A 7,308-nucleotide genomic window follows, 5' to 3' on the forward strand; every position below is an offset into this window, starting at 1 on the left:
TTGTGGCGTCACCATCAGGCGGCGACTATTGTGTGTAACTCACTGTCTTCCAGATAATCCTAATTACGGGCATGCCAAAGCCGAAACGAGTGATTGCGTTTAACGTTATCGATAGCGTTTCTTATGCTTATTTTTGGCGAAATAATCCCCTGACCCATCCCTCTCAGGATGGGCCTGGACAATGACGTTTGGTTTTGTTTTCTACTCCGGAAGATCCGATATGCTCAGCTCTTCTGCACTAGCCTCGGACGACCGTCATCCGGCGCACTGGTGGGCCGTGTCACATCGGTGAGCGCCTCCAGCAGCAGGTGTGAAAGATGCGCACGCGGATTATCCCGGGGAACCAGAATGCCGAGCCGCCTCATCAACGGAGGCGAGCCAAACGGAATGGTTCGGATCGATGCCGGGAACTCGTTTTCCACACCACGGGCCGGCACGACCGACGAGCCCAGACCATTGGCTACCATCGCGATCACACCCTCCAGTGTGTCGATCTCCATGGTCGACCGGACCGCAATCTGACGCCGTACCATTTCCTCCTGGACGAGTAGCCCCACCCGGGCGGTGCGATTGAACCGCACATAGGGCGTTGTTTCCAGGATTCCCTTGTCCGAATCTCCTCGTGTCGTGACGTGCGTGATCACCACGAACTCCTCATTGAAGAACGGCATGAACTGCAGGTCCAAGCGCGGGACCTCGGGTTCGGTGACGACTGCGACATCCAACTGCCGCCGATGCACAGCCCTTTCCAGATCATGGGTAAGGCCCGTGGTCAGGTGGATGTCGACGCGATGCCCCTGCTGATGCAGCCGCTTCAGTGCAAGAGGCAGGACGCCGGAAACGCAGGTATGCACGGAACCCAGCTTCAGCACGCCTCCGGCCGCCTCTCGCTTGAGCGCAGCACTCATGCTTTCCCAATGGGTCAGAAGATCACGTGCACGATTGGTAAATGCCAGCCCCGCGTCAGTGAGCACGGGGGGCCGTCGACTCCGATCGAAGATGGTGATGCCAAGTTCCTCTTCGAGCGCCCGCATTTGCATACTGACGGCCGAAATCGTCAGCCCGATGGCGTTGCCAGCCTCGGCAAAACTGCCCCGATCAGCGATGGCTACAAGCGTGTAAAGCGTTTTGACGTCCATGTCTGACAAATTGGTTTGTGATGCATTCCGCGAGCGCGTGACGCCGTCATTTTGCCGCATGGACATCGCCCACGCGGACTAAAGCCCCAGCAGGCGACGCGCATTGCCGCCCATGACCTTTTCCAGGTTCTCCGGACGAATCGGCAACGTCTCGAACCATTGCTTGTAGTCCCGCACCGGACAGAATGGAAAGGAGCTTGCATACAGCATGCGGTCGGCAAGGAACGTGTCGGCCGCCTTGACGTATTCTTCCCAGCCCGGCATGCGCGAGAAGTACATATCCGGCGACAAATACATGTTCGGCCGTCGGAAAGCGATGTGCAGGATCTCCGTAACCCAGGGCCATCCGCCATGTGCAACGACGACCTTGAGCCCCGGAAAGTCCGCCAGGACGCGGTCGGTCTTCACCGGATCGGAATAGCTCAGGTCAGGACCTGCGGTGCCGCCGACCATCATGATCACGGGCACGCCCAGATCTTCGCAATGCGCGTAGATCGGGTACAACCGCCGGTCATCGGCATACATCGGAATCGGGTATGACCCAGGCTCGATGTTGATAGCCTTGAAGCCACTGGCCACCGCATCCGAGATCGTCTTGCATGCCGCGACCCGATTGGTCGGATCAATGGACGCGGCGCCAATGAAGCGTTGCGGATAGTCGCGCACGATCCGCGACACGTCCTCATTCGACACACTGCCCAATGTCCCGGCGAGACGCCCGACCACAACGCCCTTGTCCACGCCGGCTTCGTCCATTTCCTTGACTAACAAATCCATGGACTGCTGCTGGGCCGCAGGAGACGGCTCGAAGCCAACGGTACGGGTAAAGCCATCACGGCGCTCCCCTGCTGAATACATCAGCGTGTCGAGGAATCCGCCTACTGGTGGTCGAAGTCTGAAATCGATAATCATGGCTTGTCCTGGATCTGGTCTGCTGTGGCGCTGGTCGTTACATCACTTCGTTCTTGCGATCGTCGGTTTCGCCGTATCGATGCAGTGCTGGCGGCTTCAACCCTGCGTAGAGCTTTTCGATCCCAGCGTTGATCACTTCGGCATGCTGCGCAAACAGCGAATTGCCATCCAGATCGCTCTCGACAATGAACGGACCGAAGTTCTCCACCTCGAACATCCACATCGCCTGCGCAATGCCAAGCTCGTCGAGCCAGAACACGTCCTTCACCTGCTTGATACCGCGACCGAGCAGTGCGCCAGTGCCATAACCGACCGTCGTGAGATAGATCGCCCCACCGGGCGCGAGCACGCGCTTGTAGTCGTCGGCTGGCATACCACCCTTGCCGATGAAGATGCGGCACGCGGTCTTCTCCATCCACTTCGGTATCCACTTCGAGAAGCGGAAACTTGCGGTGGCTGTCACGGCGCCAACGTTATAGCTGCCATCGTCGTTAGGCGCGGCGGCAGGTGAGCAATGAAAGTTGACATTGCTCAGGCCACGGAGCTCGACCGGCGGCTCCAGGCCCTCGTCAAGCACCTTTTTGTAGACGCCTTCCCGCGCTGTGTAGACCACGCCTGTCAGGTAGACGGCAGCTCCCAGTTCGAGCTTGGCAATGTCTTCCGTCGTGGCGGGCAGGTTAATGTGGAAGACCTTCAGTTCATCGTCTTGCGGGCTTACCATTCGACCGTCTCCCTGCGCAGGTATGGGGTGAACCACTGTGGGTCCGTCCGATATTCGATATTGCCGTCTGCATGGATGCGCGCTGTAGCGCGCCGCGACGACAGGCAGAACGTATGGAGGCTGATTGGCATCCCACCGGTATGCGTATGGCCGACCTCGATATGGCAGTCGACCACCATCGAGGAACCCACGAAACCCATGGCGCCCATGCCAATAGAGTTACCCAGCTTCATGAGTTCAAGTTCAAGCTCGGCGATCTTCGGGTCGGGATTGCGGTCGCCCACCACCCGCAGGCAGGCTGCCTGTTTGCCGAGCTGCATGCACGTATCCTTCGATCCGCCCAGACCGATGCCGACGATCGCAGGCTGACAGGCCAGGCCGCGCTTTCCGAACGCGATCAGGGTATCGAGCACGAATCGTTTGATGCCGTCGATGCCATCGCCGGGGAACAACATCCGGTAATCGGTCCCGAACAGCCCACCCTTGTGGACAGTGGTGATATCCACCCAGTCCGAATCCGGCTCGAATGACCACTCGATCTCGGGCGCGTTGATGCCGACGTTATTGTTGTTATCCGTGCGCCAGAGCGGATGAACCCGATTGGGACGCAGCGGAACTGCGAGCGTGGCGTCGGCCGTGGCTTTACGCAACGCGCGCTCCACCGCGACAAAGCCGCGTTGCACCGTGGCGTTATTGCCTACCTTGACGTAGTAGCGAGGCAGGCCGGTGTCGGCGCACATGGGCCGGCGGTCCTGGTCGGCGGCCTCCCAGTTGTCCTGCATGGCGTGGATCACGAATCGCGGCAGTTTGCCGGTTTCGGTCCTTTGCAATGCCTGGATGCCCTGCTTGTAGTCCTTGGGGATCTCGATCGCGGCGCGTTTCATGATTTCGAACGCGGCTTCCTCGACCCGGTCGATAGAGATGGTCATCGTAGCGGTCCTCTATGCTGCAACTTTTGGGGGTTGACCGGCCTCACCGGTAATCAGTGATGTGCCGGGCCTCACGATGTCGAACTTCACCGGAACCATCTCCAGACGAATATCATCGCCATCCGCTGTCACGCGGGTGTAGCGACTGCTATGCAGATCGCCGGGCTCCGGAAAATCCTCGCGAGCATGGGCGCCGCGGCTGTTTTCACGGGCCAGCGCGGAAACAGTGATCACGCGGGACATGTCGACCAGACTTTGCAGATTCAGCCAGTCGTGCCAGGTCACGTTGTAGCGGCGATCCCCATCGGGTACGCCCATGGCCATCAACGCGTTGCGGTGGTCCGCGACCGACGAGAGTCCTCGGCGCATCGCCTGCTCGTTACGCAGCACGCCAACGTCATCCCACATCGTCTGGGCCAGCGCGTCGCGGAGTTCGTGGATTGCACCCGGCGTCTTTGAGAACGGGTACTCCGCGCGTTCGATGCCGCTGAGGATGACCCGCTTGTCCGGCTCTTTCCAGTGCTGAACCTTCGCTGCGTATGCGGCCATGGAATCGCCCGCGATGCCGCCGAAAACGGTTGAGTTCGCTACGCCATTGCCACCCAGACGATTGGCACCGTGCACGCCTCCGCAGTCCTCGCCGGCTGCGAACAGGCCGGGGGACGCCGTGCTGCAGTCCACATCGAATTCCACGCCACCCATCAGATAGTGGGCAGTCGGCACGACTTCCACGCGGCCGCCCGCCAGGTCGAAGCCGCAGTCCTTGCAACGGTTGACCATCCCCGGAAAGGTTTTTGCCACCTTCTCAGGCCCCAGATGACTCATCTGGATATAGACCCCGCCCATCGGGCCGGTCCGGCCTGCGCGCATTTCGGAGTAGATGCCACGGCTGACCACGTCGCGCGTCGCGCGCTCGCCGCGAGGGTCGTAGTTGGTCATGAAGCGATCCCCGTTGCCGTTGATCAGCCAGCCGCCCGCACCGCGCAAGCCCTCCTCGAGCACCGTTCCAGTCATGCGGGTATCCGGCCCACCCAGCAAGCCAGTCGGATGGAACTGCACCATCTCCATGTCGCGAAGGCTCAACCCATAGCGCATGGCCATCGCCAGGCCGTCGCAAGTCTTGTCACCGGATGGCGTGTGGTAGCGGTACATCGTGGGTCCGGCGCCCGTCGCCAGCAGTATGGCCTTGGCCTGCACGAACCGATAGGTGCCTTGACGCATGTCGATGAAAAGCACGCCGGAGATACCCGAACCGTCCGCAGCCGGAATCAGTTCGATAGCCCGATGCTCTTCCAGCTCTTCCACATCGAGCGCCCTCACCTGCTCCATCAGGCGGTTGATGATCTCGATGCCCGTCAGGTCGGCCTTGTGGACCGTGCGATCGAAGCTCTGGCCCGCGAATGCCTTCTGATGCAGTGTGCCGTCCGGATTGCGGTCGAAGAAGCAGCCGATCTCGTTTTCAAGTTCACGTACGCGCTCAATGGCACCTTCAACGAGGCGCCAGGCCAGATCCTGGCGCGGCAACCACTTGCCACCTTCGATCGTGTCCATGAAATGACGCTCTACCGAATCGCCCGTGGACAGCGCCACGTTGTAGCCGCCCTGGACCATCCGCGTACAACCGCACTTACCCAGCAGACCCTTGACTGCCACCGATACTCTCAACGTTGGATTCGCCTTCTTGGCATGCAACGCTGCGAACAGCCCTGCGCCACCGGTGCCCAGGATCAGGATGTCTGTCTTGTAGTTCTCGATCTGCATTTCAAATTACCCCCATGGCAAAGATCACGCCGATACACAGTGAGAGCGCACCTCCCCAGCTAATCCATGACAGGCGCGCATCGCGCGTCGTACTCCATGGCAGAAGCTCCAGCGCCAGCAGCCGAAGGCCAAACGACATGTGGATGGACAGAAGCAGCACGAGGCCCCATTCGCCAAACTTGACTGCGCCCATATCAGCGAACTTCAGGAAGGCGTCCATGCGGGCTTGCTGGTCAAGTGCGAGACCCAGGACGTAGAAGTGAGCCGGCAGGAAAATGCCAAGCGCGAGACCCGACAGCCGATGCCCAAGAAACGCCCAGTAGGCACGGTGATTTCTTGGTGACTTCATGATCCCAGCCCTCCTACCGCGGCCACGGCGCGCAGGCCCATTGAAAGCAGCATCAATCCGAACAGCAGGCAGCAGACCGATGCTGTGCTTCTGCTCAAGCGGCCCCACTCGATCAAAATGTTGCGCAGACCAATGGGCACGTGGACTGCCACGCTGATCACGAACAGGGAGTAGAACGGAATCCAGAGAAGGCTGCCTTGTGTGCGGGAAAGGATCTCCGCTGCGGTCAGCCCACCCCGCACCGCATACAGAATGACGCCGAGATGCACGAGCACGAAAGGCGCCATGACCATCGCGCTCAAGCGCTGGAGTGCGAACAGACGCTGCTCCATAGTCAGTCACCTCCCTTCAGGAACTGAAGCAAGGCATTCTTCTTCAAGCCCGCAATGCTTCCAGTGGGACTCAGACTGACCGGGCAGTGGGTCATGCAGTTGCCTTGCGTATGACAGGAATTGCATCCACTGCCCGAGGTGGCCTTCTTCAGGACGTCCTTCGGATCGGCATGACGCTCGTCGTTGTAAAGCGTCCATGCACGATTCAGCGCCGCAGGACCGAGGTATTCCTTGTCCCATGCCACCACGTCGCACGAGGCATAGCAGACGCCACAGTTGATGCACTCGATGGCAGCATCAGCCATCTTCCGCTTCTTGCTGGTCGGGGACACTGCGGCGGGCGGGTCATGACGTGTGGCAGTGCCAACGAACGTGTTACCCGCTTTCTTCCATTTGTCGAAGAACTCCGACATGTCCACCACGAGGTCCTTGATGCGTGGCATGTTGCGCATCGGCTCGATGACGATCACACCGTCCTCTTCCACGCGACTCACATGTGTGCGGCATGTCCAACGCGGCTTGCCGTTCACCGTCATGGCGCAGGAGCCGCACACGCCAACACGGCAGGCGAATCGATACGACAGTGTTGGATCGATACGGCGCTGCACCTCGGTCACCACATCCAGCACGGTCTGGTTTTCGCGCCACGGCACCTCATACGTCGCGAAGTTTCCGTCCTCGGTGCCGCGGGCAATCTTCACTGTGAGCATGCGTTGCGCGGCCTTTGTCGCCTCCATCACTGTCTCCCGTCTCGTTCGATCCGCGGACGCGCAAACCTGAATGCGTGGCCGTGGTCTTTTGTGGTGTGTTGAAACGAGTTTAAGTAATCGATATTTCTTAATCAATAATTTATAACTTGATATTTTTTGAACTAAAATCCAAAAAATGCCCCTCAGGACACTTCTTTCTTAAAAAGTCAGATCAGCGCCGGTGGAGTGGATGCAAAACCATCCGAAAAGACCTCCCGGAGGTAATCTACAAACACCTGCGACACGCGGGAAGCGTGCGCAGAGTAAGGGCGAATGGCGTACAACCAATCGCCAAATGCCCCTGTCGATCGCCACTGCGGCAACACTTCGACCAGGCGGCCGGTCTCCAGAGCGGATTGGGCGCTGAAGTCCGGAAGCAATGCGATGCCCACCCCTTCGATCGCTGCATCACGCAA

9 protein-coding genes are annotated in these 7,308 nt (G+C 59.6%); all 9 read right to left on the reverse strand.

Features of this window, described 5'->3' with window-relative positions:
- Nucleotides 1-224 precede the first annotated feature (224 nt).
- Nucleotides 225-1,139 (reverse strand): LysR substrate-binding domain-containing protein, encoded by a 915-nt coding sequence (locus FFS21_RS15580; RefSeq protein WP_137925703.1) that lies wholly within the window; start codon nucleotides 1,137-1,139, stop codon nucleotides 225-227.
- 78 nt (nucleotides 1,140-1,217) lie between these two features.
- Nucleotides 1,218-2,051, reverse strand: a complete 834-nt coding sequence (locus tag FFS21_RS15585) for an amidohydrolase family protein (protein ID WP_137925695.1) — start codon at nucleotides 2,049-2,051, stop codon at nucleotides 1,218-1,220.
- 37 nt (nucleotides 2,052-2,088) lie between these two features.
- A complete protein-coding gene (locus FFS21_RS15590; protein WP_137925696.1) occupies nucleotides 2,089-2,772 on the reverse strand; it encodes a fumarate hydratase C-terminal domain-containing protein in 684 nt (227 codons plus the stop codon).
- The gene (locus tag FFS21_RS15595) at nucleotides 2,766-3,701 is read right to left on the reverse strand and encodes a fumarate hydratase (RefSeq protein WP_137925697.1); all 936 of its coding nucleotides are present in this window, start codon (nucleotides 3,699-3,701) and stop codon (nucleotides 2,766-2,768) included. Before FFS21_RS15595 ends, FFS21_RS15590 begins: the two co-directional genes overlap by 7 nt.
- 12 nt (nucleotides 3,702-3,713) lie before the next feature.
- Nucleotides 3,714-5,462, reverse strand: coding sequence for an L-aspartate oxidase (locus tag FFS21_RS15600; protein WP_137925698.1), 1,749 nt, complete (start codon nucleotides 5,460-5,462; stop codon nucleotides 3,714-3,716).
- 1 nt (nucleotide 5,463) lies between these two features.
- Nucleotides 5,464-5,811, reverse strand: a complete 348-nt coding sequence (locus tag FFS21_RS15605) for a succinate dehydrogenase/fumarate reductase transmembrane subunit (RefSeq protein WP_137925699.1) — start codon at nucleotides 5,809-5,811, stop codon at nucleotides 5,464-5,466.
- Complete coding sequence (locus tag FFS21_RS15610; protein ID WP_137925700.1) at nucleotides 5,808-6,143, reverse strand: succinate dehydrogenase/fumarate reductase transmembrane subunit; 336 nt, start codon at nucleotides 6,141-6,143, stop codon at nucleotides 5,808-5,810. The genes FFS21_RS15605 and FFS21_RS15610 overlap by 4 nt, the downstream gene beginning before the upstream one ends.
- Nucleotides 6,144-6,145: 2 nt before the next feature.
- A complete protein-coding gene (locus FFS21_RS15615; protein WP_137925701.1) occupies nucleotides 6,146-6,880 on the reverse strand; it encodes a succinate dehydrogenase/fumarate reductase iron-sulfur subunit in 735 nt (244 codons plus the stop codon).
- A gap of 179 nt (nucleotides 6,881-7,059) precedes the next feature.
- Nucleotides 7,060-7,308: LysR substrate-binding domain-containing protein (locus FFS21_RS15620; RefSeq protein ID WP_249359433.1), on the reverse strand; the 249-nt coding region annotated here is incomplete at its 5' end.

It is taken from the genome of Cupriavidus sp. 2SB (assembly GCF_005503625.1).
Classification (GTDB): Bacteria; Pseudomonadota; Gammaproteobacteria; order Burkholderiales; family Burkholderiaceae; genus Cupriavidus.

Coding starts and splice junctions, on each gene's coding strand:
- FFS21_RS15600 (WP_137925698.1), bottom strand. CDS start 5,462: ATGCAGATCGAGAACTACAAGACAGACATCCTGATCCTGGGCACCGGT.
- FFS21_RS15585 (WP_137925695.1), bottom strand. CDS start 2,051: ATGATTATCGATTTCAGACTTCGACCACCAGTAGGCGGATTCCTCGAC.
- FFS21_RS15580 (WP_137925703.1), bottom strand. CDS start 1,139: ATGGACGTCAAAACGCTTTACACGCTTGTAGCCATCGCTGATCGGGGC.
- FFS21_RS15610 (WP_137925700.1), bottom strand. CDS start 6,143: ATGGAGCAGCGTCTGTTCGCACTCCAGCGCTTGAGCGCGATGGTCATG.
- FFS21_RS15615 (WP_137925701.1), bottom strand. CDS start 6,880: ATGGAGGCGACAAAGGCCGCGCAACGCATGCTCACAGTGAAGATTGCC.
- FFS21_RS15595 (WP_137925697.1), bottom strand. CDS start 3,701: ATGACCATCTCTATCGACCGGGTCGAGGAAGCCGCGTTCGAAATCATG.
- FFS21_RS15590 (WP_137925696.1), bottom strand. CDS start 2,772: ATGGTAAGCCCGCAAGACGATGAACTGAAGGTCTTCCACATTAACCTG.
- FFS21_RS15605 (WP_137925699.1), bottom strand. CDS start 5,811: ATGAAGTCACCAAGAAATCACCGTGCCTACTGGGCGTTTCTTGGGCAT.